Below are 26544 nucleotides of genomic sequence, written 5' to 3' on the forward strand. Positions count from 1 at the left end.
CAGTCCGTGGCGACGAGGAGGAACCACATGGCACTGCGTCCGTTGACCGACGAGGAGCGAGCCGCCGCGAGGGAGAAGGCCACCAGGGCACGGACGGCGCGCGCCGACGTGAAGAAGGGGCTGCGCGAACGCCGCATGACGGTCGCCGAGATCCTCGACCGGGCGGACCGGGACGAGGCCGTGAGCCGGCTGAAGGTCTCGGACCTGCTCGAGGCGACCCCCGGCATCGGCAAGGTCCGCTCCGCGGCCATCATGGACGAGATCGGCATCGCCCGCACCCGGCGGCTGCGCGGGCTCGGCGTGCACCAGCGCAAGGCGCTCATCGAGCACCTCGACCGCTGAGCCGGACGGGGCGCGAGGGGCCCGGGCGCGATCCGCTAGATTGGGGGAAACACCCCACTCCCAGGAGGATGCCCGTGAGCCCCGACGCGCCCCGCGCCGCGCGCCCGTCCCTGACCGTGCTCGCCGGACCCACGGCCGTGGGCAAGGGCACGGTCTCGACCTACGTCCGGGACCACTACCCCCAGGTGTGGCTGTCCGTGTCCGCGACCACCCGGGACCCCCGGCCGGGGGAGGTCGACGGCACCCACTACTTCTTCGTCTCCGACGAGGAATTCGACGCGATGGCCCGCGACGGCCGGCTGCTCGAGTGGGCCGTGGTGCACAACTCGCACCGCTACGGCACGCTGCGCTCTACCGTGGAGCAGGCCCTCGAGCGCGGGCGCAGCGTCCTGCTCGAGATCGACCTGCAGGGCGCCCGCCAGATCCGCAACACCATGCCGGAGGCCAACTTCGTGTTCCTCGCCCCGCCCAGCTGGGACGAGATGGTCGCCCGGCTGGTCGGCCGGGGCACCGAGACGGCCGCGGAACAGCGGGTCCGGCTGGAAACCGCTAAACTGGAGCTCGCGGCCGAGCCGGAGTTCGACCACACCGTGATCAACGACCGGGTCGAGCGTGCCGCCGCCGAACTCGTGCAGCTCATGGGGGTCGACCCCGAGCCGGCATCCTGAGAACCGTCCACCCCGTCTGGAGCAATCGCTTGTCTACCCACACCGAAGGCATCATCAACCCGCCGATCGACGCCCTGCTGAAGAAGTCCGACTCCAAGTACGGGCTCGTGATCTTCGGCGCCCGGCGGGCCCGGCAGATCAATGCCTACTACTCGCAGCTGCACGAGGGCCTCTTCGAGTACGTCGGTCCCCTCGTGGACACCCAGCTCAACGAGAAGCCGCTGTCGATCGCGTTCCGCGAGATCGACGAGGGCCTCATCGAGGGCCGCCCCGTCGAGCACGCCGGCTTCGCCGAGAACGGCCAGCTCACCACCGAGGCCGACCTCGCCGCCGACGTCTTCGGCGCCGACTTCTTCGCCCAGGGCACCGAGGAGGACGCCGTGGACCTCTCCGCGGACGCCGCCTTCTCCGGCGGCACCTCGGTGGACTTCTCCTCGGGCGCCGAGACCCCGGCCGAGCCGCTGGGCGACCTGCCCGGCAGCGGCGCGGCCATCGCCGCCGACAGCGCCTCCGACGGCGCCGGTGACGCCGCGGACGCCGCTCCGGAGGAGCCGGGGCGGGAGCCCGGGGACCTCCAGGACCTGTGAGCCGGCCGGCACCCCTGCGGCGGGGCGCGGCGGCATGAGGATCGTCCTCGGCATCGGCGGGGGCATCGCCGCGTACAAGGCGGCGCTGCTCCTGCGCCTGTTCACCGAGAGCGGCCACACCGTGGTGCCCGTGCCCACCGAGGCCGCGCTGCGGTTCGTGGGCGCTCCCACCTGGGAGGCGCTCTCCGGCCAGCGGGTCAGCACGGACGTCTTCGACCGGGTGGACGAGGTCAACCACGTCCACCAGGGCCAGGCCGCGGACCTCGTCGTTGTCGCCCCGGCGACCGCCGACCTGCTGGCGCGCGCCGCCCACGGGCACGCCGACGACCTGCTGACCACCACGCTGCTCGCCACCCGCGCCCCGGTGCTGTTCGCCCCGGCGATGCACACCGAGATGTGGCTCAACCCCGCCGTGCAGGCCAACGTCGCGACGCTGCGCGCCCACGGGCACACCGTCCTGGAGCCCGCCGACGGCCGGCTCACCGGCCCCGACTCCGGCCCCGGCCGGCTCCCTGAGCCCGAGGTCGTCCGGGACGCCGCGCTGGCCCTGGCCGGACGGGGCGAGGCCGCCGACGGCCCGCTGGCCGGCACGCGGGTGCTCGTCAGCGCGGGCGGCACCCGCGAGCCCCTGGACCCCGTCCGGTACCTGGGCAACCGCTCCTCCGGCAAGCAGGGGGTGGCGATCGCCGCCGCCGCCCGGGACGCCGGCGCCGCGGTGACCCTCGTGGCCGCCCACCTGGAGACCCCGGTGCCCGACGGGGTCGAGGTCGTGCACGCCGGCACGGCCGAGCAGCTGCGCCGGGCCTGCGTGCGCGCCGCGGCCCGGGCCGACGTCGTGGTGATGGCCGCCGCGGTGGCCGACTACCGCCCGGCCCGGATCGCCGACGCGAAGCTGAAGAAGGCCGAGGACGGGTCCAACCCCGTGATCGAGCTGGTGCGCAACCCCGACGTCCTGCGGGAGCTCGTGGACCTGCGCAACACCGCCCGGCGCCGCCAGCTCCTCGTGGGCTTCGCCGCCGAGACCGGTGACGCCGACACCGACCCGCTGACGTTCGGGCGCGAGAAGCTCCTGCGCAAGGGGTGCGACCTGCTGGCCGTCAACCACGTGGGGGAGAACCTGGTGTTCGGCCAGGACAGCACCGCCCTGACCGTGCTCAGCGCGGCCGGCGCCCCGGAGCAGGCCCTGGAGGGGTCGAAGACGGACGTGGCGCGCGGTCTCGTGGCGCGGATCGCCCGGGAACTGGCCGGCGTCCGCGCCTGAACCGGCGCCCACGGCCCGGTCCGCGGCGGGCGCGGGCCGGGCGGCGCTGCGCCGTCCGGGGCGCCCGGTAGTGTGGTCTCCCGTGAGCGAGACGACCCAGCACCTGAGACTGTTCACCTCCGAGTCCGTCACGGAGGGACACCCCGACAAGATCTGCGACCAGATCAGCGACTCCATCCTGGACGACCTCCTGCGCCAGGACCCCGAGTCCTCCGTGGCGGTCGAGACCATGGTGACCACGGGCCTGGTCCACGTCGCCGGCGAGGTGAAGACCCGCGGGTACGTGGAGATCCCCAACGTGGTGCGCAAGACGCTGCTCGACATCGGCTACAACTCCTCGGTGCACGGCTTCGACGGGGAGTTCTGCGGGGTGTCGATCAGCGTGGGCGAGCAGTCCCCGGAGATCTACGAGGGCGTGTTCCAGTCCCTCGAGGTCCGCGAGGGCACCGCCCGCGACGCCCGCGATGCCCAGGGCGCCGGGGACCAGGGCATCATGTTCGGCTACGCGTCCGACGAGACCGAGGTGCTGATGCCGGCGCCGATCCACATCGCCCACCGCCTCTCCGAGCAGCTCACCCGGGTCCGCAAGACCGCCGTGCTGCCCGGACTGCGCCCCGACGGCAAGACCCAGGTCACCCTCGGCTACGACGGCCACCGGCCGGTGGCCGTGGACACCGTGGTGGTCTCCTCCCAGCACGCCGAGGGCTACGACCTCGACCAGCTGGCCTCCGACCTGCGCCAGTGCGTGATCACCCCCGTGCTCGAGGAGACCGGGCTGGACCTGTCCGGGACCCAGGTCATCATCAACCCGGCCGGCAACTTCGTGCGCGGCGGCCCCGTCGGGGACGCCGGCCTGACCGGGCGCAAGATCATCGTGGACACCTACGGCGGGATGGCCCGCCACGGCGGGGGCGCCTTCTCCGGCAAGGACCCCTCGAAGGTCGACCGCTCCGCGGCCTACGCGATGCGCTGGGTGGCCAAGAACGTGGTGGCGGCCGGCCTGGCCGACCGCGTGGAGGTCCAGGTCGCCTACGCGATCGGGCGCGCCGCCCCGGTCGGCCTCTACGTCGAGACCTTCGGCACCGAGAAGGTCGACCCCGCCCGGATCGAGCGCGCCATCCGCGAGGTCTTCGACCTGCGGCCGCTGGCCATCATCGAGGACCTCGACCTCAAGCGCCCCATCTACGCGCGGACCGCCGCGCACGGGCACTTCGGCCGCTCCGAGCCCGAGTTCACCTGGGAGCGCACCGACCGCGTCGCGGACCTGCGGTCGGCCGCCGGGCTCTGACCGTGGACCCGGAGGACCCCGGGGCCGCCGCGGAGGGCCCGCGGCAGCTGTCGCTCCTCTCGGGATTCCCGCCCCGGCCGCCGCGGGACGACGCGAAGGGCGTGGGCGCGGTCCTGCCGGCCGAGCACGACCCCGTGGCCCGGGTGCTGCTGGACACCCACGTCCCGCACCTGGACCGCCCGTTCGACTACCTCGTCCCGGCCGAGATGGCCGCGACGGCCGTGCCGGGCGCCCGCGTCAAGGTCGGCTTCGGCGGCCAGGAGCTGACGGGCTACGTCCTCGAGCGCACCGCCGACTCCGAGGTGATGCCCCGGATCCAGCCCCTGCGCCGGGTCATGTCCCCGCTGCCGGTCCTCGCCCCGGAGATCGCGCAGCTGGCCGAGGACGTCGCCGCCCGCTCGGCCGGCACCGTCGCGGACGTCGTCCGGGTGGCCGTCCCGCCCCGGGTCGCCCGGGTCGAGAAGGAGATCGAGCAGCGGCTGGCCGAGGCCCCGGGCCACTCCACCGGGCTGTCCCCGCAGGCCCCGGGCCCCTCCCACGACGCGGCACTGGCGGACTACGCCGGCGGTCCGGCGTTCCTGGCGGAGCTGGCGGCGGGGGCCTCCCCGCGGGCCGTCGTCGAGGTGCTGCCGTCCCATCCGGCCCACGACTGGACGGACGTGCTGGCCGCGGCGATCGGCGCGGCCTGGCGGGCCGGGCGCGGGGCGGTCGCCGTCGTGCCGGACCAGAAGGCCCTGGCGCGTCTGGAGCGCTCGGTCGTGGACGAGATCGGCGGGGAGCACCTCGTGCGCCTGCACGCCGAGGACGGCCCCACGCCCCGCTACCGGGCGTTCCTCGCCGCGGCCACCGGCCAGGTGCGGGTGGTCCTGGGCACCCGCTCCGCCGCCTACGCCCCCGTGGACGACCTCGGCCTCGTGGCCTGCTTCGACGACGGCGACGAGAACCTCGTGGAGCAGCGCGCCCCCTACCAGCACGTCCGGGACGTGCTGCTGCTGCGCGCCGGGCGCAGCCGGTGCGCGGCCCTGTTCGCCGGGCACGCCGTGAGCCCCGAGGCCCAGCGGCTCGTCGGCTCCGGGTGGGCCCGCCGGATCGCCCCCGCCCGGGACGTGCTTCGGCTCCACACGCCCCGGATCGTCTCCACCGCCGACTCCTTCCACGCCGCCCGGGACCCGTTCGCCTCCCGGGCCCGGCTGCCCGAGACCGCCTACCGCGCCGCCCGCGAGGCTCTCGAGCGGGGCCCCGTCCTGGTCCAGGTCGCCCGCGCCGGCTACGCCCCGCACCTCGCGTGCGAGCGCTGCCGGGAGCCCGCCCGCTGCACCGCCTGTGACGGGCCCCTGGGGGTCGTGTCCCGGCGCGGGGTGCCCCGGTGCGGGTGGTGCGGGCGCTCGGCGCACTCCTGGTCCTGCGCCGCCTGCGGGTCCCCGCGGATGCGCCTGGTCACCGTCGGGGCGCTGCGCACCGCCGAGGAGCTCGGGCGGGCGTTCCCGCAGGTGCCCGTCGTGGCCTCCTCGGGCGACGCGGTGCGCGCGGACGTCGCCGGCGCCCCCGCCCTCGTCGTGGCCACCCCGGGCGCCGAGCCGGTCGCGGAGGGCGGCTACGCCGCGGCGCTGCTGCTGGACGGCAACCAGATGCTCATGCGCCCCGCCCTGCGCGCCGCGGAGCAGACGCTGCGCCGGTGGTTCAACGCGGCCGCGCTGGTGCGCCGGGCCCGGGACGGCGGGATCGTGGTGGTCACCGCGGAGCACGAGGCCGCCGTGGGCGCGCTCGTGCGGTGGGACCCGGCCGGGTACGCCGAGCGCGAGCTCGTGGAGCGCCAGTCCCTCGGCCTGCCCCCGGCCGTGCGCTCGGCGGCGGTGACGGGCCCGGCCGCGGCGGTCGCGGCGTTCCTGGCCGACCTCGAGCTGCCCCCCGCCGTGCGGGTCATCGGGCCCACGCCCCTCGAGGACCACGAGCCCGGCCCGGACGGGGAGCCGGCCCCGCACCGGGCGCTGCTGTTCTTCGGCTACGGCGTGGCCGGCGAGGTCACCCGCCGCCTGCGCGCCGCCCGCTCGAAGGCCTCCGCGCTGCGCAGGCACCCGCCGGTGCACGTGCGCTGCGACGTCACCGACCTGCTCTGAGCCCCGCCCCGGGCGCACCCGGGTGTTGGCGCACGGGCCGCGGTGTGGTTGGTTGGTGTCCTGGGGCCGCACCGCGGCCGGGATTCGGAGGCCACCGTGGGCGAAGAGGTCAGTTCCCGCAGCTACACGCGCGAGCAGCGCCAGCGCTACCGGGAGAAGGTCCGCGCTGACCTCGACGTGTTCGAGCAGATGCTCGCCCGCGCCTCGTTCGAGTTCGACCGGCCCATGACGGGGCTGGAGATCGAGCTCAACCTCGTCAACGGGCGGTTCGACCCGCACTTCCACAACGACGAGGTGCTGGCCGCGATCGCCGATCCCGGGTACCAGACGGAGCTGGCGCGGTACAACATCGAGCTCAACGTGCCCCCGCGCCCGCTGCCCGGGCGGGCCGCCCTCGACCTCGAGGAGGACCTGCGCGCCTCGCTCAACGCCGCGGACGCCGCGGCCCGCGGGGTCGGCTCGAGGATCGTGACGATCGGGATCCTGCCCACCCTGCGGCCCGAGCACTACGAGCAGGAGTGGATCAGCGACAACAACCGCTACACGGCGCTCAACGACTCGATCTTCGTGGCCCGCGGCGAGGACATCCGTCTCGAGATCGACGGGCCCGGCGGCGAGCGGATCGACACCTGGTGCGACTCGATCGCCCCCGAGTCGGCGTGCACGAGCGTCCAGCTGCACCTGCAGGTCGCCCCGGCCGAGTTCGCCGCGCACTGGAACGCCGCCCAGGCGCTGGCCGCCCCGCAGATCGCCCTCGGCGCGAACAGTCCGTACTTCTACGGCCGGCGGCTGCACGCCGAGACCCGGATCGCGCTGTTCGCCCAGGCCACGGACACCCGCCCGATCGAGCTGAAGAACCAGGGGGTGCGCCCGCGGGTGTTCTTCGGCGAGCGCTGGATCACCTCGATCTTCGACCTCTTCGAGGAGAACGTCCGCTGGTTCCCGGCGCTGCTGGCCGAGTGCTCCGAGGAGGACCCGGCCGCGAAGCTGCGGGCCGGGCTGGCCCCGGCCCTCTCGGAGCTGCGGCTGCACAACGGGACGGTCTACCGCTGGAACCGGCCGATCTACGACGTGGTCGGCGGCCGTCCGCACCTGCGGGTCGAGAACCGGGTGCTGCCCGCGGGCCCGACGATCGCCGACGTGATGGCCAACGCCGCGTTCTACTACGGGGCCGCGCGGGTGCTGGCCCGGCAGGAGCGGCCGGTGTGGACCCGGATGAGCTTCCCCGCCTGCGCCGAGAACTTCGACCGCGCCGCCCGCCACGGCCTCGACGCCCGGTTCTACTGGCCGGGCTTCGGGGAGGTCAGCGCCGACGAGCTCGTGCTGCGCCACCTCCTGCCGCTGGCCCACCAGGGCCTCGAGGAGTGGGGGGTGGCCCCGGAGGTGCGCGAGCGATACCTGGGGATCATCGAGGGCCGGTGCGTCTCCGGGGTCAACGGCGCCGTGTGGCAGACCCGGGCGGTCGAGCACTTCGAGCGCCACGGCGCGGACCGGCCCACCGCCCTGCGCCGGATGCTGCAGGCCTATGTCGAGCACATGGACGAGAACGAGCCGGTGCACACCTGGCCGGTGCCCTGACCCTTCTGCCGGGAAGCTCCGCCGCGGGCGGGTTTCGCCGAGTGCCGCAGGGGGAGGCAGGATCCGGGAGGCGACGACGCCCACGGCCGGGCCGAATGCGACGGTGAGGACGGCCGTGAAGGAGCCCTGACAGACCGGAGCGTGGCCGGCCACCGAGGTCGGCAGCAGCCGGACAGGTGCATCTCGACGTGAACGCTGGTTCACGGCACTCACTACGACAGGCTCCTGATGCCGCCGACTCTTCCACGGAATGGGATGCGAGACGTCTCGTCCGGAGGATTCTCGTCCGCATGTTTCCGCGGTTCGGCCTGTCTCGCAGCTATGTGCTTTATCCGTACCCCTAGAATCGGATACTCAACCTTAGCTGCGAGACAGATGAGGTGGACATGGGGAAGTTGATCGGGTACGCCAGGGTGTCGACACGGCAACAGGATGCGAACCGTCAAGTGTCTGACCTCCTGCATGCCGGTGTGCGGCGCGATGACCTTTATGTGGACAGTGGAGTGTCTGGAGGGCGTGCATCGCGTCCAAAGTTCGCCAAGGCCGTGGCCGCGCTCGAGGAGGGCGACACGCTGGTGATCACCACACTGGACCGGTTGGGACGGTCGACGCAGAACATGTTGGTCTTTGCCAAGGCGGTGCGGGGGAGGGGCGCCGAGTTGCGTGTGCTCAACCTCGGGGGGGGGGTGGACACCGCCACCCCGATGGGCTCGATGGTGTTCACCGTCCTGGCGGCTCTGGCGCAGATGGAGTTGGAGATCAAACGGGAGCGGATCACCGACTCGGTGGCCAAGCGCCGGGCTGCCGGCAAGGACCTTGGCGGACGCCGGCAGACCTTCACCGACTCACAGATCCGCAACGCCGTCCGCCTGATCGAGGGCGGAGAGCCGGCCACCCAGGTGGCACGAGATCTCGGGATGTCGCGGGCCACTCTCTATCGTCGGATCCGCGAGCTGCCGCAGGTGACGAGCATCTGAGTCCGTCGTTGCCGGTGGACGTCGTGGTGCGTCTGACGCGGCCTAGCGGGCTTCATTGCGCGGGGTAAACGGGCATGACAACCACGCTTGGTTGCCTGAGCTCTACGTGGGCGCATCCGGGCCCGCTCGAGGTCCTCTTAACGACTCATCCCAATCCAGGATGTAGTCGAGGCCGTGAGCATATCCGGCCGGTGTAGCGATGTGAGAGTAGCCCGCTCACCCGAGACGACCGCGCGCCCCTCGTGACGGTGCCATACTCCGCAGGTTCCTGGCCTGTCTGACGACGGCCCCACAACCCACTAGCAAGACGAGCACGTAGACCAGCAGCAGGACCCAAGACGCGACTGTGTTCCCATGGGCCAGCGCAGCCACCAGGCAGGCGGCTGCCACCGCGATGCTACCTGTCCACCGGGCACGGGCGGTCAGGAGCAGGACGCCGGCCAGCGCGGCGAGCAGGGATGCGATTCGCACGTCGTGTGCACCTTCGACGCGCAGGAGCTCTTCCTCGTCGGTGCCCCAGCTCACCAATGGAACCGCATGCACCAGGCTGAGGTACAGGGCTGCCGACGTCGCGAGACCGATCAGTCCCGCAAGGACAGCGAGCAGAATGCGGTTCACGGGGACCTGGTCGGGCGGCTGGGGGCGGTGCGGATCATGGGCTCATTGTCCTCAGTCGGACCCTGAGCCGACAGCGCAGTTGTGGTTCCCCGGTGGGGGGCCGGCCGTGATCGGTGCTGGTGGTGATTAGTTGGGGCGTTGCCAGAGGTTCTCGGCCTGGTGCTCCCAGCCGTTCTCTTCGAGAGTGTCGGTCGATGGGTCGTCGCTGACGAGGGCGACCTCCTGCTGGGGGACTCCACCGGAGAGCCCGACGACAATGTCGCTCTGGATGGTGGAGCATCCGCTGAGCCAGTCGTCGGAGGTGGCACCGACCTGGATCAGGCACGCCTCATGGTCGCCGTCCGAGGCCGGTCGCGCCGCGAAGTAGGAATAGCTGTCGATCTCGCCCAGGTAGCGGGCGGAGTCGTCGGCGAACTGCTCGTTGGACTGGATGACTTCCGGCACCGGTTGGGTGGAGGACTCGGAGTCGAGAACAGCGAGATCGTGACTGGTGGAGCCACAGGCCGAGGCCGCCAGGACGACCCCGAGCGTCATACCTGCCACGCGGAAGCTCTTCGTGCTCATCATGAGACGTCTCCTCTGCTCTACCGAGCCTTGGGGCTGCCCCGGGTGGCCGCCTCCTGCTCAGTGCGTTCTCGCGTGCTTACTTCATCGTGGTCCACGCCACATTACCGGGGCGTCGCGAAAGCAACAGGCCCATTAACCACCGGGTCATCAACGTGCTCGGCATTCAGGGTGGAGCCGAGTCGCCGGGAAGTTGGCATGGGTTAGCCGGATGAGAGGCCAATGGTCCGGCCGTCATGGGTGGCACGTGGAGTGCCGGCAGTCAGGAGAAACGCCCTGTGACCGCCGCCGGCGGCACGGCGTTTGTGCCGGCGAGCTGTCCTCGGTCGCCCAGAATCCCTCCCAAGGGCATCGCTAACCCTTCCTCGGCGTCCGGGCTACCGGGGACAGGCCATTCGGACATTGAATTAGGGGTTGGTTTGTGGTCAGAGGTGGCGGTGGTATCGGCGAGGGTCCTGCAGGAAGGTTCTCCAGTGGTGCACCAGCTCCAGGTCCTCCCAGAGTGTGGGGCGTAGCCCCCAGGGGCCGACCTCGAGGACATCGGCTCCGGGCAGGGAGGCCAGCAGCGGGGAGTGGGTGGCGAGCACGATCTGGGATGTTCCGCCGGCCATCCGGTCCATCAGGATCGAGAGCGAACCCAGGCAGCCAGTGAAGGACAGCGCGGACTCCGGTTCGTCGAGCACCCACAGTCCCGGCCCGTGGATGCGGTCGCGGACCAGGTCCAGGAAGGACTCCCCGTGGGACATCTCGTGGAAGGACGGATCGGGTCGCCTGGTGCTGGGATTGTTCTCCAGGTACGTGAAGAAACCGTGCATGGTCTCAGCGCGCAGGAAATAGCCGTGGCGGGTCGTGGCCGGATTGCGCACTAGTTGCAGATGCTCGTGCAGGTCCGACTCGGTGGGGCGGGTGGAGTGGCGGGCGCCGGTGGATCCGCCTTCGGGGGAGAGCCCGTAGGCCCCGGCGATGGCTTCCACGAGGGTGGACTTGCCGGAGCCATTCTCTCCGATCAGCACCGTGGCCGCCCCCAGCTCGAGGCCATGGTCAAGTAGGTGGCGTACCGGGGCCAGCGTGGCCGGCCAGGTGCGGCGGTCCAGTGGGGCGGCCGGGTGTTCGCGGACCTGGCGCACCGGCAGGCGGGGGAAGTCCATGCCGCCTAGCATCGCAGGGCGAGCGGTCATGGGTCATGAACCATCGAGCCCGCATCGTTGCGGCCGGGGCTTTTCCGCTGGGTGCAGTTGGGGGGTATGGCGAGACTCCGGGGTCTACTTCCTGCCCTTCTCTCGCCCTCTCAGACGAGACCCGCGAGTACTCCTTACCGACAGGTCGGCCATACCGTGGGGCGACTCTACTTGCGACCTCCATGGGCGCCGATCCCACGAGGGCGATGTTGCAGCTGGGGTTCCCCCTTGCGCTGGGAGTCCGACCGGCGAGTCGGGTGGCAAGGGGTCCTGGAGGCCGATGTTTGGCTTCGCGAACTCAACGGAAGTGATGTCATGCACACCAAAGTCCGAGTCGCAGCGATCGTCGTTCTCCTTTTTGCACTAGGCCTGTTCGCCATCACTGAATGGTTGCCCGCCCTCCTCTTTCTCCCCGCAGCAGGAGGTGCACTCTTGTTGAACGAGTCCGGGATGCTCACACCTGGGCGGTCCCGCAACGACAGAGACCGCTCACGCTCCTAATTTTCGCGGGTCCATAGGCGTCGGCACGTGCAATTGGGGTCACCTGGCGGGCTCGGCGGAGCCCTCGGCTGCGGGTGCTGCCAGCCTGCTTTGGAGGCGGGAGAGCCCGGCGCCCAGCAGGACCAGGAGCACGGCGGGTACGGCGTGGATGACCATGAGCAGCGGTGTCGGTTCCAGCATTTGGGCCAGCTGCTCCAGCGGCATCTGCAGTGCGTACTGCCAGAGGCCGAGCAGGTAGCCGTAGACCTGGCTCACGACGGCGACCAGGGCGGCGACCACCGCCCACAGGGCCACGGCGTACCGGGTGGACGCCCAGCGGTATCCGTCGACGGCCGCCCAGATCCCGGCCGGCACGAAGCTCAGCAGCCCGGCAACGAGTCCGGGTGCGTTGGGGGTGGTGGCGAACCAGTCGTTGCGCAGGAACACCTCGAAGCTGCCCTGCAGCACGACCACGATTGGCACCACGCGGATCAGCACCTGCACCACCGTGTGGCGGGGCCGGGTACGGTTTCTGGCGGTGGGATTCGGTGCAGGCTCCATCCACCCACGGTAGGCGCCCACTCCGGGTGCACGGCGGAAGCACTGGTGAGGGGCAGTGGCCGCGCGCTACCGTCACCGCGGAGGGGCGGGGCGGTGTTCCCCATGGAGGGGACAGGTGCCGCCGGGTACACCGGGCCAGTCCCGCCCATGGAACTGCCGCACCGGCAGGTGCCAGGGAGGGTTCCGCAACGGTCCCTCAACACACGCCACCCTATGCCTGCCTGAGACAACATGCCTGGCAAACTCAAGGAATGTTTGAAGATCAGTTCGAATTGCCCATCCTGTTGTTTCTGCTCATCTACAGTGCGGTGACTTCGTTGCTCTTCCTGCGGGCGAGCAGACGCAATAAATGAAGCTTTAGGAACTGTCGTCGTGTTGACCGGTCGCGGTAGCGGGCGGCTTTACATATGACGGGCTACCGGCCACTTTCATCGAAAATGACGGTGCAGTCGAACTTGCTCCTGCGGAACGCGAGTATTCTCAGCGCCCGGCACCAGGACCCAGGAAGAGAATGAGGTGCTGGCAGTAGCATCGTTGAGAGTCGAGAACGAAGCTCAGGAGGTCTTGTGATGGACCGCTGTCGCCCGGAGTGCTGGTTGACGGACATGGACGGTGTGCTCGTCCGTGAGGGCGAAGCCCTGCCGGGTGCTGCGGACTTCCTGCAGCGCCTCGTCGACCAGGAACGCCGGTTCCTGGTGCTCACCAACAACTCGATCTACACTCCCCGAGATCTCGCGGCTCGGCTGGCCAAGAGCGGGCTGACCGTGCCGGAGGAGTCGATCTGGACCTCGGCGCTGGCCACCGCCGGGTTCCTCGCTGACCAGGTTCCTGGTGGCTCGGCGTACGTGGTCGGTGAGGCGGGTCTGACCACCGCGCTGTACGAAGTGGGTTACACCCTCACCGATGTCACCCCCGACTACGTGGTCCTGGGGGAGACCCGGACGTACTCCTTCGAGGCCATCACCAAGGCGATCCGGCTGATCGAGTCCGGGTCACGCTTCATCGCGACCAACCCCGACGCCACCGGGCCCTCGGCGGAGGGGCCGCTGCCGGCGACCGGGGCGGTCGCGGCTCTGATCACCCGGGCCACCGGGGCCCGTCCGTACTTCGTCGGCAAGCCCAACCCGATGATGTTCCGCAGCGCGATGAACCGCATCGAGGCTCACTCCGAGACCACGGTGATGATCGGCGACCGGATGGACACCGACGTCGTCGCGGGCATCGAAGCCGGGCTGGAGACGATCCTGGTGCTCAGCGGGTCCACCCACGCCGCGGACATCACCAAATACCCGTACCGCCCCGGACGGGTGCTGGACTCGATCGCCGACGTCATCGACCTCATCTGAGCCTGGCGCCAGATTCCTCCAGCTGGGGCCCTTCCTGATCCAGCACACCACACGAGGGGATGACCACGATGAGCGGCACCTCACCCACCCGTGAAGAGATCCACGACGAGCTCGAACGTTCTCGGACGGACTTCCACGCCCTCGTGGCAACTGCGACTCCAGCGGATCTGCGCCGGTCCTCGTCCGGCACCCGATGGACCAACGGACAGCTGCTGTTCCACATGTTCTTCGGCTACTTGATCGTCCGGCGCCTGCTGCCGCTGGCGCGCCTGATGGGTCGCCTCCCCGAACCGGTCAGCCGTACCTTCGCCCGGACACTGGAGGTCGGCACCCGGCCCTTCCACATCATCAATTACCAGAGCGACCGCGGGGCCGCTCGGATGTTCCACGGCCCGCGGCTCCTCCGGTGGTTCGACCGCACCCTCGACGTCCTGCAGGCCCGGCTGGAGACCGAGCCCGCGGCCGGACTGGCCCGCGGGATGCACATGCCCGTGTCCTGGGACCCGTACTTCCGGGACTGGATGAGCCTGGCCGAGATCTATCACTACGGCACCCAGCACTACGACCACCACCGACAGCAGCTGACCATCGGCCGGTCATCACGAGGAGACCCCTGATGAACTCGGTATTGCGGTCGAGACGGCCCAGTCGGCGACCTGGGTTCTGGGTGGGATCGCCTCTTCAGGACCGATCAAGCTGGTGCTGATGAGGCCATGAGCATGGGGTGAACGCGAAGTCCATCCCCCTCCGCTTCACATATGACCGGCTATGAGCGGATTGCGTTGCGGTGAGGGTTCCTGTTGCGGCAGTCCCGGTTCTCGGTTCAGGCAGGGCTGAGCTACTTTTTGCGCTGAAGCCCGACCAGCACGATGAGGAGAGCCCAGAGGAACCCCCGGCGAGCATGGCGAGCCCGATCGCGAACAGCGCTCCGGCGCCGATGTTCGCCCCGCCTTCGCAGCACGAGGCGATGTTCCAGATCCAGGCGCCGGCCCGATGACGGCGCCCAGGGTGATCACGAGCAACGGGAGGCGTAGGAATCGCCGGGCTTGCGCAGAAAGCTTCATCGGCTGTCCTTTGTCGAAGCGGACTGCAGTGTTGCACCGAGGGACCTATGTGCCGAGGGAGCCATTGTGTTCAGGCGTGGCTTTCTGGGCGAGCCACTGACGGCGTCTGATGATGGCGATCACGGTCACGATGAGCGGCAACAGGGGAACGAACAGTGCCTCAGAGGTCAGCACCAGCACGGCTACCAGCGCCCAGAAGAAGACGGTTGCCACAGCCCAGCCCACCACGGCCCCGGTGGTGACCGGCTGACGGGGTTCCTCTCCGCTGGCACGGCGTTGCCGCAGTTCTTCCAACGCGGCGCGACCCAGCGGCGCCAGATGCAGGGTTGCCAGGACGAGGACGATTAACGAGGCTACGAAGTAGTGGACTCCCAGCAGCTGGAGCAAGATGCCGATGAAGCCGCCCAGTACCCACCACAGCAGCACCCACAGGTAGAAGCATCGCCGCTTCGGGGGCATGGCGTCCCAGCCTGAGGCCGGACCGGAGAACGGACTGCCGCGGTGATCACCTGTGCTCACGGGGCACATCCTTTCGTCGTATGCGCCACGGCGGGACGGGTCTGCGCCTCGGTCTCCATCAACCTGGATCCTTCCACGACGGACGGCCTCGAGTCCGTCCGCTCTTCCGGCTCGACGGCGCCGCAACGGCCACGCGATGCCGCCCGCGGGTGCAGGTCTTGGCGTGAGGCCGCCAAAGAGACCACATGTGCGACGTTCGCTTCTGTCACAGTGCGTGCTTGCCTGAGGACAGGAATCGGAACCGCCGGGGAAGAGGAGCTATGGCCGCGGACAAGACGAACTGGAACCTGACCGGGGGACAGCTGCTGCAGCTGCTTGCATGTTCGATGGTCTACCCCGCGTTCCAGGCTTTTCGCGCCGGGCTCACGCTCTACGGTGTGCTGCTCCTTGCTGTTGTGATCCCGTCGTTCGTGGTGGGCCGCCGCCTCTACAAGCGCGGACAGGCTCAGGAGCCCGGGAACATCATCAGGACCTACGACCACAGAGAGAAGCGGCCCCCGGCCACCGGCTCTACTCCGCCGGGGAACAGCGACTGACTTCCCGGATCGTCTGCGGCCGGACCCATGGGGTAGATGGGGCGCCGAGTGGCTTCGGACCTGGAGCGGTGCAACAGGGGTCCCCGCACGAGTACTCCGCGGCGATCGCCGGCGCCCGGGACATGCCTGCTGCTCGACCTTGAAGTGGGGACTGATGTCATGGTCTTGGGGGTGCCTCACAGCGTGTCGGTGCAAGAGCGTCTGGCCACGAGTTGTTCGGTCCGGTAGACGTGCAGTACACGAGTCCCGTTTGCATCCGAACATCCTGCAGGACTCCTTCAGCAGACGGGCGGTAGCGCACATGGCCGCCATCTCGCAGCGCACGGGCATCCGGTTGCGGGTCCTGTTGGGCTGCTTCGTCCTCGGGCTGGGCGGCGTCGCGGTGGCTTTCACCTGGCCGGCCTTCCGTGCCCTGGCACCTGCCGATCAGGGCTGGGGATGGATCTTCCCGGCCCTGGGGGCGGTGACTGCGCTCATGGGTGTCTGGCTGGTGGTGGGCCGGTGGCGCGGAAAGCCTCTCGTGTTCTCGGACCACCCGTGGCGCTTGGGGCTCTGGGCAGTCATGGCGGTGCTCTACTTCGCGTCCTTCGTGGTGTTCGCCCGACCCGTGGCCGGTGAGGGCGAGGACGTGGGTCCGCTGGTCCTGCCCGGGTGTGCCGCGTGGTTGGTGGGTCTTGCTGTGTGCATGCTGTTCGTGCCGGCAGGATCCGAGGCGCCGCGGCGGAAGGGGCCGTTGCGCTTCACCCATGCGGGACGGAAGAAGGCACACCGGATACTTCTCCTCCTGGGTGGGGCCAGCGTGTTTCTCGTGCTGATGGGATTGGCTCTCGAGCATTGGGTTCATCCCTGGTTCGCTGAGACCTTTGTCGGCTCGGGCCTTTTCGGGATGGCATTCACAGCGGTGTTGGCCATCCGGGTCTTGAGGGCTGTGTCTGTGGAGGAGAGGGCGTCGACCTCGGTGCCCGGTGATGCAGCGAAGGAGAAAGAGTGATCCGCAACCCGATGGGCCCGTTGGACTCCTGTCGAAAGCCGGGACTCAGTACTGCAGCAGGGGCTGTTGACGTGCCCCGATGGCTGGCGGTGGCTTTCTCTCCGCCACCACAACAACCGTTCACGTATGCACATATGATGGATGTTTGTACCGGGCGGTAAGACGAAAGACTGCCCAGACCTGGGGGTGGTGGGTGCAACAGCGACGGTGGGCGCAACTCACGCTCTTGGGTGGGTTGTTCATGATCGCCGTAGGAGCAGTGCCCCTGTGGTGGAGCATCGGGCACCTGACCTCGTCGGCGACCTCGGAGTTCTTCGCCCCCTGGCTGGGCGTGCTGACCGGGGCGATGGCGGTCGTTCTGGGGGTCCTGCTCATCGGTGGTGTTCTTCGCCGGGCTCCCCGGCAGCTGAGCCGTCGACGGTCCACCTGGATCATGCTGGTGTGGTGGCCGATCGCCGGGGTGCTGATGCTGCTCAGCAGCTGGGATGAGCCCACCATGGCCGGTGTCGCGCTGTTCCCCTTCCTGGTGGCGTTCCCCGTGGCGGCGCTGTTCGAGCAACCGCGGCAACAGCAGCGGTACGCCCAGCTCATCGCTACCCGTCCGCACCGGGCGCAGGCCATGATCGGTATCGGTGTGGCTGGCTCCGTGCTCTTCGGCGCTTTCGGTGTGCTCTCCGCGGTCGGGCGGGACTGGCAGTCGCTGGGGGCTTTCCTGGCGTTCTTCCTGATGAGCTTCAGCTACATGATGGGGGCGCGAGCCGACCGGCAGCAGTTCGCCTCACCCGGGTCACACCGCGAGGAGATCGGCCCTTGAAGTCTGCCGCGAAGGTGGTTGCTGAACGGCACCGTTGATGGGCAGGGACCGCTTGACATATGGCTGCCCGTCGGCGATCCAAGCCACGGGATCTCTCACATCTGTTCAACTCCTGTCCGCGCTGTCGACCGAATGTGAGAACTGAACCCGTCGCGGAAGGCGGATTCATCGGTGGGTGCGGCGCTCGTGGACCCCGCGGGCGACCGCCAGCAGCTCCCGCGCCGAGTCCTCCCACGAGTGGCCCCGGGCGCGGTCGAGGCCGGCCAGCACCCGGGTGCGGGCCCGGGCCGGGTCCTCGAGGGCGCGCACCGCGGCGGCGAACCCGGCGTCGTCGTCGGGCGCCGCGAAGGCCGCGGCGTCCCCAGCGACCTCCCGGAAGATCGGCAGGTCGCTGCACACCACGGGCGTGCCCGCCGCGAGCGCCTCCACGAGCGGCAGACCGTAGCCCTCGGCCCGCGAGGCGTGCACCAGGGCGGCGGCCTCGGCGAGCAGGGCCGTGTACTCGGCCTCGTCCACCCCGTCGTGGAAGACGACCCGCGCCCCGGCCGGGACGAGGGCCTCCAGCTGGGCCCGGCGGGCGGGGGAGATCCGGGAGAGCAGGTGCAGCTCGTGGTCCGGGAGCCGCCCGGCCGCGCGCAGCAGGGTCTCCACGTTCTTGTAGGGCAGGAAGGAGCCCATGTAGAGCAGCTTCCGCCCGCGCCGGGGCAGCCGCTCCAGCGCCGTCCCGGCGGAGAGCACGGAGCCGGGCTGGGGGGCGTTGGGCACCACGTGCACGGGGCGGCGGGTGAGCCGGTGGGCGGCGATGAGCTCGCGGGTGGTGTGCGAGACGGTCACCACGGCGTCGGCGCGGTCCAGCAGGACCCGCTGGGGCCACCAGGCCCGGTGGTAGAGCCGCCAGCCCGCGCGCACGGCGGCGGGCAGGTCCGCGGGCGGCTGGGGGTGGTCGTAGTAGATGAGGTCGTGCAGGGTGAGGATCAGCCCGTGCCGGCGGCCCGCGGAGCCCATGGTCTGCATCGGGGAGAACACGACGTCGGGCGCGTACCGGTTAAGCACCAGCGCCGTGGCGGCCTCGGCGGCCGAGACGGGGGAGGGACCGGTGACGTGGGGGAGGTCCGGCAGCATGGTGAGCTGACGGGGGTCGCTGACGAGCAGGGCCACGTCCAGCCCGGGGGTCCCGCCGGCGAGACCGGCCACGGACTCGGCCAGGCTCGCCCCGTAGCGGCTGATCCCGTCGTGGCGGCCGAGACGGGTGTAGCGGGCGTCCAGGAGCAGTCTCACCGGCCGCGTCCTCGGCGCCGACGCCGCCCCCGGGGCCCTCGGGCCCCTCGGCGCACGATGCGCTGCAGCCCGGTGAACGGTGCGGTGTCGGGCGCCGCGACGTCGGCGGGGGGCGCCTGGGCGTGCAGCGCGGACGGCTCGCCCTCCGGCGCGGGAGCCGGCTCGGGAGCGGGGGAGGAGAGGAAGTCGTGGACCAGCTCGGCCGTGCGCCCGGGAGCCTCGTAGTGGATGAGGTGGCCCACCCCGTCCAGGACCTCGAGACGGTGCCGGGGGATCCAGGACGCCATCGTCCGCTGCGCGGCGACCGAGCCCAGCTGGTCCTGCGCGCCCACGACCAGCAGGGTCGGCATGGACAGCTGCATGGCGACCTCCGCGACCGTGTGCGAGACGGAGGCCTCGTAGGCCTCCAGCAGCACGTCCCGGTCCGCGAAGGCCGAGAAGTACGCCCGGTGCTGGTGGCGCACGTAGCCGCGGACCCGGGGGTCCTGCGACGTGGTCATGACCCCGCTCATCGCGTCCGTGACGAGCCAGCTGGAGAGCAGCCGGTGGCCCAGCCGCCGCGGCAGGACCCGGCCCACCCGGTAGTAGGTCGTCGTCAGACGGCTCAGCAGCGCCGGTCCGCCCTCCAGGGCGGGCTCGCAGATCGGGTTGACGAGCACCAGCCGCTCGACCATCGCCGGGTGGGCGGCGGCGAAGTGCGCGGCGACCACGGAGCCGAAGGAGTGGCCCAGGACGGCGACGCCGTGCCGGGCGCCGTCGTGCACCGCGCCGTCGGTGAGGGCCTCGACGAAGCCGCGCAGGAAGTCCGCGTACCCGGCGATGTCGTGGGGGCGGTCGGGGAAGGGCTCGGAGCGGCCGAAGCCGGGCAGGTCGGGGACGACGACGTGGTAGCGCTCGCGCAGCCGGTCGGCGATCAGCTGCAGGCCGTGGTGGTCGCCGCGGAAGCCGTGGACCAGCACGAGCAGCGGCTTGGGGGTCCGGTCGACGTCGTAGAACCAGTAGCGCACCTTGTGCCCGTCCAGGACCATGCTGCGCCGCTCGGCCCAGGGGTTCTGCACGGCGCTGCCCGGCACCTCGGCCTGCCGCCCCGCTGCGGGGCGCTCGCCGCCGTCCGGTGCTCCGTGCCGCGCGCCGGCCGCTGCCGTCATGGTTCCTCCCTGCGGGCCCGCCGGACGCCCGGTGCGTCCCGGCCCGCTGTCGATGCTATCGGCTGCGGACCGGGACGCCGGGCGGCCCTGGGCTAGGATGGGACGGATTCCACCACCGTCGGCGCACCGCCGGGCATCCGTGATGCCCGGGTGCCGCCCACGCGACCGCGCGCCGCCCGTTCCGAAGGCCGGCGGCGGTCCACGACCGCGAAGGCGAGGACCGTGACCGAACAGCAGCACACGACCGAGAGCACCGGGTACGACTTCCGCGCCATGGAGGCGGCGTGGCCGTCGTTCTGGGCGGAGCAGCAGGTCTACGCGCCCGTCGACGACGGCTCGCGGGAGCGCCGCTACGTCCTGGACATGTTCCCGTACCCCTCGGGCGACCTGCACATGGGGCACGCGGAGGCCTTCGCGATGGGCGACGTGGTCGCCCGGTACTGGCGCCAGCGCGGCTACGACGTGCTGCACCCGATCGGCTGGGACTCCTTCGGGCTGCCCGCGGAGAACGCGGCGATCAAGCGTGACGCCCACCCGGCGGAGTGGACCTACGCCAACATCGAGACGCAGAAGGCCTCCTTCCAGCGCTACGCGATCAGCGCGGACTGGTCCCGGGAGATCCACACCTCCGACCCGGAGTACTACCGGTGGACGCAGTGGCTGTTCCTGCAGTTCCACGCCAAGGGCCTGGCGTACCGGAAGAACTCGCCGGTCAACTGGTGCCCCAAGGACCAGACGGTGCTCGCCAACGAGCAGGTCGTCAACGGGGCGTGCGAGCGCTGCCACACCCCGGTGACCAAGAAGGCCCTGAACCAGTGGTACTTCAGGATCACCGACTACGCCGACCGGCTGCTCGAGGACATGGCCGCGCTCGAGGGCCACTGGCCCGAGCGCGTGCTGGCCATGCAGCGCAACTGGATCGGGCGCTCCGAGGGCGCCCACGTGCGCTTCGCCATCGAGGGCGCCGGCGAGGGCGGGACGGACCGGGAGGTCACCGTGTTCACGACCCGCCCCGACACCCTCTACGGCGCCACGTTCTTCGTGGTCGCCGCGGACGCGGAGCTGGCCGGGGAGATCGTCGCCCCCGAGCACGCCGCGGAGCTGGCCGCCTACCGCGAGCAGGTCAAGGCGCTGTCCGACATCGAGCGCCAGGCCACCGACCGGCAGAAGACCGGGGTGTTCCTGGGCCGCCACGCCGTCAACCCGCTCAACGGCGAGAAGCTGCCCGTGTGGGCCGCGGACTACGTGCTGGCCGACTACGGCACCGGCGCGATCATGGCCGTGCCCGCCCACGACCAGCGCGACCTCGACTTCGCGCGCACCTTCGACCTGCCCGTGCGCGCGGTCCTGGACACCGGGGAGGAGGACCCCGCCGAGACCGGGACCGCCACCACGGGCGAGGGCACCCTGATCAACTCGGGCGAGCTGTCCGGGCTGGCGAAGGACGAGGCCGTCGAGCGCGCCATCGGCCTGGTCGAGGCCGCCGGGACGGGCAACCGCCAGGTCAACTTCCGGCTGCGCGACTGGCTGCTGTCCCGCCAGCGGTTCTGGGGGGCGCCCATCCCGATCGTGCACTGCCCCGCGTGCGGCGAGGTGCCCGTGCCCGAGGAGCAGCTGCCCGTGCGGCTGCCCGACGACCTGCGCGGCGAGCAGCTCGCGCCCAAGGGCCGGTCCCCGCTCGCGGCGGTCGAGGACTGGGTCAACGTCGAGTGCCCCGCCTGCGGCGGCCCCGCCCAGCGCGACACCGACACCATGGACACCTTCGTGGACTCCTCCTGGTACTACCTGCGCTTCGTCTCCCCGAACGACGAGAACGCCGCGTTCGACCTGGAGGAGACCCGCAAGTGGATGCCCGTGGACCAGTACGTGGGCGGCGTGGAGCACGCGATCCTGCACCTGCTCTACTCGCGGTTCTTCACCAAGGTGCTCTTCGACCTGGGGCTCGTGGACTTCACCGAGCCGTTCAAGGCGCTGCTGAACCAGGGCCAGGTGCTCAACGGGGGCCGGGCGATGTCCAAGTCCCTCGGCAACGGCGTGGACCTGGGCGAGCAGCTGGACCGGTTCGGCGTGGACGCCGTGCGCCTGACCATGGTCTTCGCCTCCCCGCCCGAGGACGACGTGGACTGGGCCGACGTCTCCCCGCAGGGCTCCCAGAAGTTCCTGGCCCGCGCCTGGCGCCTGGCCCAGGACGTGGACTCCGCACCGGGGGCGGACCCGGCCGCCGGTGACCCGTCCGTGCGGCGGGCGACCCACCGGGCCGTCGACGACGCCGCCCAGCTGCTCGACGCCGCGAAGTTCAACGTGGTGATCGCCAAGACCATGGAGCTGGTCAACGTGGTCCGCAAGGCCATCGACTCCGGCTGCGGGCCCGCAGACCCGGCCGTGCGCGAGGCGGCGGAGGCCGTGGCGGTCCTGCTGTCGCTGGTCGCCCCGTACACGGCCGAGGACATGTGGCACGCGCTGGGCCACGAGGGCTCCGTCGTCGTCGCGGGCTGGCCCGAGGTCGACCCGGAGCTGCTCGTGGACGACACCGTCACCGCCGTGGTGCAGATCAAGGGCAAGGTCCGGGACCGGCTCGAGGTGCCCGCCGACATCGGCGAGGACGCCCTGCGCGAGCTGGCCCTGGGCTCGGAGACGATCCGCCGCCAGCTCGGCGACGCCGAGATCCGCAAGGTGATCGTGCGCGCGCCCAAGCTCGTCAACATCGTGGCCTGAGCCCGGGCTCCCGCGCCAGGGAGCACGACCACGGACAGCCCTCGCCCTCCCGGGCGCGGGGGCCGGCGGCCGTCGCAGCACCTCGGACACCGCGGAGCTGCGACGGCCGTGCCGCGTTCGGGGGCGTCCCGTCGGCGGGCCGTGCCGGTGTCCGGGCTGCACAGCCGCCCCCGGGTCCGCGCGCGTCCCCAACGGGGCCCCGGCCGGGACGCCTGCCCGCCCGGCCGGGGTGAGCTGGGGGCATGACCGGTACCGTGCCGCCCGCCCGACGGCGGGCGACCCCCGCCCCACCCCCATCCGCCACGGAGCCCGGCACCGGGAGCACGGCGGCGCCCGGCGCCCCGCCGGCCGAACGGCTGGCGGCGCTGCTGGCCGAGACCGGCCCCACGGCGCCTGCCCGGCCGCCGTCCCCTGAGGCCACGTCCCCCGAGGCCGCAGTGTCCGGGACGGTCCCCGCCCACCGCCGTCAGACCGCCGCCCGGACCCGGGTGCCGGCATCGCTGCTGCTGATCGCCCTGGCCGCGCTCACCGGGCTCGCCTGGACGGTGCTGGGGCCAGGGCGGGACGGCGCCGGGACCCCGGACGCCGCCGGGCGTCCCGTCCTCGCCGAGGCGGAGCTGGGCACCGGCACCGGCCAGGAGGAGGAGCACGGCGACGCGGCCGGCGCGGACACAAGTGCGGACACGGCTGCGGACACCGGGCCCGGACCCGGGACGGTCCCACCGGCGCCCACCTCCGCTCCGGCGCCCTCCCAGGAACAGACGCTGTACGTGCACGTGACCGGGGAGGTGGCCCGCCCCGGCGTCGTGTCCGTCGAGGCCGGCGCTCGGGTCGTCGACGCGGTCGAGGCCGCCGGAGGGCTCACGGACGCCGCCGTGACGCACACCGTGAACCTGGCCGCCCCGGTGACGGACGGCCAGCAGGTCCTCGTCCCCGGCGCGGACGCGGCGCCGGTCCCGGCAGTCCCCGCCGCCCCCGGGGCCGCAGCCGCGTCCGGCACCCCGGGGGCGCCGCCCGGGCCGTCGGAACCGAGCGCCGCGGCCCCGGGCGGGACGATGAACCTCAACACGGCCACCGCGGCGGAGCTGGAGACCCTCCCACGGGTCGGCCCGGTGCTGGCCGGACGGATCGTGGAGTTCCGGCAGCAGCACGGCGGGTTCGCCGCCGTCACCGACCTCGACGCCGTGCCGGGGATCGGCCCCGCCCTGATGGAGGCTCTCGCGCCGCTGGTGAGCGTGTGAAGCACCCCGCCGCCTGGTGGGCCGGCGCCCTGGAGCACCAGGAGCACCGTGACGCCCGGGCCCCGGGGCGCACGTGGGACCTGCGGCTCGTCCCCGCCGCCCTGGGCGCGTGGCTCACGGGGCTGCTCGCCGGCCGGCTGTCCCCGGAACGGGCTGCGGCCGGCGGCGCGCTCTACCTGATGGCGCTGGTGCTCGGCCCCGCCCTGGTCCTCGCCGCGGCCCGCGGCCTCCGGCGCGAGGAGCCCCCACTCGGGCGGCACGGCGCCCCCGGGGCGTGGCGGGCCGTGCCGTGGTCGGCCGTGGCCCTGAGCACGCTGGCCGTCGCGGCCGTGCTGCTGAGCAGCACCGCCGCCCGGCACGACACCACCCACGGCCCGCTCGGGGAGGCCCTCGCCCGGGGTGGGACGCTGGCCGTCACCGCGGAGGTGGCCGAGCCGCCGCGCCGGTGGGCGGCCCCCGCCCCCGGCGCCGCCCACGAGGACGAGGACCGCGCCGGCGTGGTCCTCCAGCTGCGCCTCGACCACGTCACCCACCGGGGCCGCGGCGGATCCGTCGACGTCACGGCCACGGTCTTCGCGGACGGGCCCGCGTGGGCCGCGCTGGTCCCGGGACAGCGGATCACTGCGCTGCTCACCGCCGGCCCGCCGGAACCCGGACCCCCGGTGCTGCGCGCCGCCGCGCCACCCGCGCACCTGCCGGCGGAGGAGCCCGGCCGCCGGGAGCAGGTCCGGGAGCGCTTCGTGCTCGCCACGGCCGGCCTCGGCCCCGACGCCGCGGGACTGCTGCCCGGGATGACCTTCGGCGAGCGCTCCGGGATCGGCCCCGAGCTCGACCAGGCCATGCGGGACACCGGACTGACCCACCTGACGGCCGTCTCCGGCGCCAACTGCGCCCTCGTCACGGCCCTGGCCGGGCACGCGGCCCTGTCCCTCGGCGCCGGGCGGCGCAGCTGCCTGACCGTCGGACTCGGTGCGCTGGCGGCGTTCGTGCTCCTCGTGGGCCCCGACCCCTCCGTGCTGCGCGCCGCCGTGATGGGCGGACTCGCCGCCCTGAGCCTCCTCACGGGGCGCACGGCCGTGTCCCTGGCCACCCTCTCGGGCGCCGTGATCGTCCTCGTCGTCGTCCGTCCGGCGCTCGCCGCCGAGTACGGCTTCGTCCTGTCGGTGCTGGCGACCGCGGGGATCGTGGTCAGCGGACGGCCCCTGACCCGGTGGCTGGGCACCCGGGTCCCGGACGTGCTCGCCGTGGCGGTCGCGATCCCGGCGGCGGCCCAGCTGTGGTGCGCCCCGGTGCTGGTGCTCCTCCAGCCGGCCGTGCCCGTGTACTCCCTGCCGGCCAACGTGCTCGCCGCCCCGCTGGTGCCGGCGGTGACCGTGTGCGGCCTCGCGGGCCTGCTGCTGCTGAGCCTGCCCGACGGGACCGGAGCCGCGGCGGCCGTGCTGCCCCTGGGGGCGGGGGCGATGGCGGCGCGGCTCGTGGCCGGGACCGCCCGGTCGCTGGCCGGGGCCCCCGGGGCGCTGGCCCCGTGGCCCGAGGGCCCGCCGGGCGTGCTCCTGATGGTCCTGGCGAGCGCGGCGGCCCTGCTCACCGTGCACGCCCTGGACGTGCGCCGCCGACGCCCCGCACCGACCGCCGGGACCCTGCGCGCGGACCCCGCCCCGGCCCCGGTCCCGGAGGAGCACTGGCGGGCACAGGCCCGCCGGCGCCGCAGACGACGCACGGCCGCCTCCGCGGCCGTGCTGCTCCTGGTCGTGCTGCTCGCCGTCCGCGCCGCCGTGGATGCCCGCCGCCCCCCGCCGGCGTGGGAGGCCGTAGTGTGCGACGTCGGCCAGGGCGACGCCGTGCTCCTGCGCACCGGGCCCGGACGGGCCGTCCTCGTGGACACCGGCCCCGAGCCGAGGGCCCTGGAACGGTGCCTGCGCCGCAGCGGGGTCGAGCACCTGGACCTCGTGGTCCTCAGCCACGCCCACGCCGACCACACCGGCGGCCTGCCCGCCCTCGCCCGGCACGGGCGGATCGACGAGGTCTGGTACGCCACCGCGGCCGCCGGGCCGCCGGAGGAGCTGACCCGGAGCCTGCCCGGGACGCCTGCCCGCCGCCCGCCTCCGGGGGAGACCCGGACGCTGGGCGGGCTGCGCCTGACCGTCCTCGCCCCCGAGCCGACCGCACCGGGGCGCTGGAGCGACCCGTCCTCCTCCGACGAGAACAACGCCTCCCTCGTGCTGCGCGCCGAGCTCACCGGCCCGGACAGCGGGACCACCTCCTGGCTGCTCGCGGGGGATCTCGAGGAGGAGGGCGCCCGCGCCCTCGTGCGCACCGCCGGCCCGCTCCTGGACGTCGACGTCCTCAAGGTCTCCCACCACGGCGCCCGCAACGGGGGCACCGCCATCATCGACGCCGCCAGCCCCGGGCTGGCCGTCGTCTCGGCCGGCCGGGACAACGACTACGGCCACCCCCACCCCCGAATCGTCTCCCACCTGCGCGGCCGGGGCGTCCCGCTCGTGCGCACCGACGAGCACGGCGGCGCCTACCTCCTGCGCGAGGGCGGGCACCTGCGAGCGGTCCCCGCCGACCCCTAGCCCCGCACGCGCACCGGACCCGCGCGTCCCAGCTCATGGGACCCCAGCCCGTGGGACCCCAGCCCGTGGGATCCCAGCCCGTGGGACCCCAGCC

The 26544-nt window shown here is 72.2% G+C and carries 23 protein-coding genes; 17 read left to right on the plus strand and 6 right to left on the minus strand.

Translation table 11 applies throughout. The features are described from left to right. The first annotated feature begins 27 nt into the window (after nt 1-27). From mihF to Q0817_RS08780, 9 genes are all read left to right on the plus strand, one after another. Nucleotides 28-342 carry an integration host factor, actinobacterial type gene (gene mihF, locus Q0817_RS08740; protein ID WP_298585835.1) on the plus strand — a complete coding sequence of 105 codons (315 nt, stop codon included), beginning with the start codon at nt 28-30 and terminating at the stop codon, nt 340-342. A 68-nt stretch (nt 343-410) separates the two neighbouring features. Further along, nucleotides 411-1010 (plus strand): guanylate kinase, encoded by a 600-nt coding sequence (gmk, locus tag Q0817_RS08745; protein WP_298585838.1) that lies wholly within the window; start codon nt 411-413, stop codon nt 1008-1010. Nucleotides 1011-1039: 29 nt separating this feature from the next. Further along, complete coding sequence (rpoZ, locus tag Q0817_RS08750; RefSeq protein WP_298585840.1) at nt 1040-1597, plus strand: DNA-directed RNA polymerase subunit omega; 558 nt, start codon at nt 1040-1042, stop codon at nt 1595-1597. Between the two features lie 34 nt (nt 1598-1631). Then, complete coding sequence (gene coaBC, locus Q0817_RS08755; protein ID WP_298585843.1) at nt 1632-2858, plus strand: bifunctional phosphopantothenoylcysteine decarboxylase/phosphopantothenate--cysteine ligase CoaBC; 1227 nt, start codon at nt 1632-1634, stop codon at nt 2856-2858. A gap of 82 nt (nt 2859-2940) precedes the next feature. Continuing rightward, nucleotides 2941-4146, plus strand: coding sequence for a methionine adenosyltransferase (gene metK, locus Q0817_RS08760; RefSeq protein WP_298585846.1), 1206 nt, complete (start codon nt 2941-2943; stop codon nt 4144-4146). Between the two features lie 2 nt (nt 4147-4148). Further along, on the plus strand, nt 4149-6263 hold the full coding sequence (locus Q0817_RS08765) for a primosomal protein N' (protein WP_298585848.1): 2115 nt from the start codon (nt 4149-4151) through the stop codon (nt 6261-6263). Nucleotides 6264-6359: 96 nt separating this feature from the next. Beyond that, nucleotides 6360-7841, plus strand: coding sequence for a glutamate--cysteine ligase (locus tag Q0817_RS08770; protein WP_298585851.1), 1482 nt, complete (start codon nt 6360-6362; stop codon nt 7839-7841). 386 nt (nt 7842-8227) lie between these two features. Next, on the plus strand, nt 8228-8818 hold the full coding sequence (locus tag Q0817_RS08775; protein ID WP_298585854.1) for a recombinase family protein: 591 nt from the start codon (nt 8228-8230) through the stop codon (nt 8816-8818). Nucleotides 8819-9172: 354 nt separating this feature from the next. Next, the gene (locus Q0817_RS08780; protein WP_298585857.1) at nt 9173-9502 is read left to right on the plus strand and encodes a hypothetical protein; all 330 of its coding nucleotides are present in this window, start codon (nt 9173-9175) and stop codon (nt 9500-9502) included. Between the two features lie 60 nt (nt 9503-9562). On the opposite strand, the gene Q0817_RS08785 is transcribed toward Q0817_RS08780, so the two are convergent. From Q0817_RS08785 to Q0817_RS08795, 3 genes are all read right to left on the minus strand, one after another. Beyond that, nucleotides 9563-10000 (minus strand): hypothetical protein, encoded by a 438-nt coding sequence (locus Q0817_RS08785; protein ID WP_298585860.1) that lies wholly within the window; start codon nt 9998-10000, stop codon nt 9563-9565. A 425-nt stretch (nt 10001-10425) separates the two neighbouring features. Beyond that, nucleotides 10426-11148 (minus strand): ATP-binding cassette domain-containing protein, encoded by a 723-nt coding sequence (locus tag Q0817_RS08790; protein ID WP_298585863.1) that lies wholly within the window; start codon nt 11146-11148, stop codon nt 10426-10428. 570 nt (nt 11149-11718) lie between these two features. After that, the gene (locus tag Q0817_RS08795) at nt 11719-12219 is read right to left on the minus strand and encodes a hypothetical protein (protein WP_298585866.1); all 501 of its coding nucleotides are present in this window, start codon (nt 12217-12219) and stop codon (nt 11719-11721) included. Between the two features lie 569 nt (nt 12220-12788). On the opposite strand from Q0817_RS08795, the gene Q0817_RS08800 reads away from it, so the two are divergent. Next, a complete protein-coding gene (locus Q0817_RS08800; protein WP_298585869.1) occupies nt 12789-13565 on the plus strand; it encodes an HAD-IIA family hydrolase in 777 nt (258 codons plus the stop codon). Nucleotides 13566-13633: 68 nt separating this feature from the next. Next, nucleotides 13634-14182 carry a DinB family protein gene (locus Q0817_RS08805; RefSeq protein ID WP_298585872.1) on the plus strand — a complete coding sequence of 183 codons (549 nt, stop codon included), beginning with the start codon at nt 13634-13636 and terminating at the stop codon, nt 14180-14182. A 492-nt stretch (nt 14183-14674) separates the two neighbouring features. On the opposite strand, the gene Q0817_RS08810 is transcribed toward Q0817_RS08805, so the two are convergent. Then, on the minus strand, nt 14675-15148 hold the full coding sequence (locus tag Q0817_RS08810; protein WP_298585875.1) for a hypothetical protein: 474 nt from the start codon (nt 15146-15148) through the stop codon (nt 14675-14677). 260 nt (nt 15149-15408) lie between these two features. On the opposite strand from Q0817_RS08810, the gene Q0817_RS08815 reads away from it, so the two are divergent. The 3 genes from Q0817_RS08815 (at nt 15409) to Q0817_RS08825 (ending at nt 17489) form a co-directional block, all read left to right on the plus strand. Next, complete coding sequence (locus tag Q0817_RS08815; RefSeq protein WP_298585877.1) at nt 15409-15684, plus strand: hypothetical protein; 276 nt, start codon at nt 15409-15411, stop codon at nt 15682-15684. A 301-nt stretch (nt 15685-15985) separates the two neighbouring features. Further along, on the plus strand, nt 15986-16675 hold the full coding sequence (locus tag Q0817_RS08820; RefSeq protein ID WP_298585880.1) for a hypothetical protein: 690 nt from the start codon (nt 15986-15988) through the stop codon (nt 16673-16675). Nucleotides 16676-16934: 259 nt separating this feature from the next. Beyond that, complete coding sequence (locus Q0817_RS08825; RefSeq protein ID WP_298585882.1) at nt 16935-17489, plus strand: hypothetical protein; 555 nt, start codon at nt 16935-16937, stop codon at nt 17487-17489. A 165-nt stretch (nt 17490-17654) separates the two neighbouring features. On the opposite strand, the gene Q0817_RS08830 is transcribed toward Q0817_RS08825, so the two are convergent. Next, a complete protein-coding gene (locus Q0817_RS08830) occupies nt 17655-18767 on the minus strand; it encodes a glycosyltransferase (protein WP_298585885.1) in 1113 nt (370 codons plus the stop codon). Continuing rightward, the gene (locus Q0817_RS08835) at nt 18764-19915 is read right to left on the minus strand and encodes an alpha/beta fold hydrolase (RefSeq protein ID WP_298585888.1); all 1152 of its coding nucleotides are present in this window, start codon (nt 19913-19915) and stop codon (nt 18764-18766) included. The genes Q0817_RS08830 and Q0817_RS08835 overlap by 4 nt, the downstream gene beginning before the upstream one ends. Nucleotides 19916-20137: 222 nt before the next feature. On the opposite strand from Q0817_RS08835, the gene leuS reads away from it, so the two are divergent. From leuS to Q0817_RS08850, 3 genes are all read left to right on the plus strand, one after another. Next, the gene (gene leuS / locus Q0817_RS08840) at nt 20138-22630 is read left to right on the plus strand and encodes a leucine--tRNA ligase (RefSeq protein ID WP_298585891.1); all 2493 of its coding nucleotides are present in this window, start codon (nt 20138-20140) and stop codon (nt 22628-22630) included. 242 nt (nt 22631-22872) lie between these two features. Beyond that, nucleotides 22873-23871: a helix-hairpin-helix domain-containing protein gene (locus Q0817_RS08845; RefSeq protein WP_298585894.1), complete on the plus strand. Its 999-nt coding sequence runs from the start codon at nt 22873-22875 to the stop codon at nt 23869-23871. Then, nucleotides 23868-26450, plus strand: a complete 2583-nt coding sequence (locus Q0817_RS08850; protein WP_298585897.1) for a ComEC/Rec2 family competence protein — start codon at nt 23868-23870, stop codon at nt 26448-26450. Before Q0817_RS08845 ends, Q0817_RS08850 begins: the two co-directional genes overlap by 4 nt. Nucleotides 26451-26544 lie beyond the last annotated feature (94 nt).

The organism is uncultured Kocuria sp., from assembly GCF_947500125.1.
Classification (GTDB): domain Bacteria; phylum Actinomycetota; class Actinomycetes; order Actinomycetales; family Micrococcaceae; genus Kocuria.

Coding starts and splice junctions, on each gene's coding strand:
- mihF (WP_298585835.1), top strand. CDS start 28: ATGGCACTGCGTCCGTTGACCGACGAGGAGCGAGCCGCCGCGAGGGAG.
- gmk (WP_298585838.1), top strand. CDS start 411: ATGCCCGTGAGCCCCGACGCGCCCCGCGCCGCGCGCCCGTCCCTGACC.
- coaBC (WP_298585843.1), top strand. CDS start 1,632: ATGAGGATCGTCCTCGGCATCGGCGGGGGCATCGCCGCGTACAAGGCG.
- Q0817_RS08775 (WP_298585854.1), top strand. CDS start 8,228: ATGGGGAAGTTGATCGGGTACGCCAGGGTGTCGACACGGCAACAGGAT.
- Q0817_RS08780 (WP_298585857.1), top strand. CDS start 9,173: ATGGGCCAGCGCAGCCACCAGGCAGGCGGCTGCCACCGCGATGCTACC.
- Q0817_RS08785 (WP_298585860.1), bottom strand. CDS start 10,000: ATGAGCACGAAGAGCTTCCGCGTGGCAGGTATGACGCTCGGGGTCGTC.
- Q0817_RS08790 (WP_298585863.1), bottom strand. CDS start 11,148: ATGGACTTCCCCCGCCTGCCGGTGCGCCAGGTCCGCGAACACCCGGCC.
- Q0817_RS08795 (WP_298585866.1), bottom strand. CDS start 12,219: ATGGAGCCTGCACCGAATCCCACCGCCAGAAACCGTACCCGGCCCCGC.
- Q0817_RS08800 (WP_298585869.1), top strand. CDS start 12,789: ATGGACCGCTGTCGCCCGGAGTGCTGGTTGACGGACATGGACGGTGTG.
- Q0817_RS08805 (WP_298585872.1), top strand. CDS start 13,634: ATGAGCGGCACCTCACCCACCCGTGAAGAGATCCACGACGAGCTCGAA.
- Q0817_RS08815 (WP_298585877.1), top strand. CDS start 15,409: ATGGCCGCGGACAAGACGAACTGGAACCTGACCGGGGGACAGCTGCTG.
- Q0817_RS08820 (WP_298585880.1), top strand. CDS start 15,986: ATGGCCGCCATCTCGCAGCGCACGGGCATCCGGTTGCGGGTCCTGTTG.
- Q0817_RS08835 (WP_298585888.1), bottom strand. CDS start 19,915: ATGACGGCAGCGGCCGGCGCGCGGCACGGAGCACCGGACGGCGGCGAG.
- Q0817_RS08845 (WP_298585894.1), top strand. CDS start 22,873: ATGACCGGTACCGTGCCGCCCGCCCGACGGCGGGCGACCCCCGCCCCA.